This is a genomic window from Mycobacterium sp. NGS62 (assembly GCF_059812285.1).
Window position 1 is genome coordinate 1 of record NZ_JCALCK010000101.1, and the last position, 290, is coordinate 290.

1 protein-coding gene is annotated in these 290 nt (G+C 67.9%); it reads left to right on the forward strand.

Going from position 1 to position 290, the window contains the following annotated elements:
* A partial coding sequence (locus tag AC5Y49_RS24885) for a tyrosine-type recombinase/integrase (RefSeq protein ID WP_499892035.1) occupies positions 1–290 on the forward strand: 290 nt, incomplete at both ends.

Below are 290 nucleotides of genomic sequence, written 5' to 3' on the forward strand. Positions count from 1 at the left end.
CGGGAGGAGTCCACGGCGCTGCTGGGCAGCTTCCGTAGTCGACGCGATCGCGCGATCGGCGGACTGATGCTGCTCTCGGGGTTGCGGTCAGCGGAGGTGCTCGGGCTGCGGGTCATCGATGTCGACATCGCCCGGCGCTGGGTTCGGGTGTTCGGTAAGGGCGGCAAGGAACGGTCGGTGCCGATCGACACCGACGTGGCCGGCGCGATCCAAACCTATCTGCTCGCTGAGCGTCCCGAGACCGACGCTGATGCGCTGTTTGTCGTGGCCAAAGGCGCCCATCGCGGGCA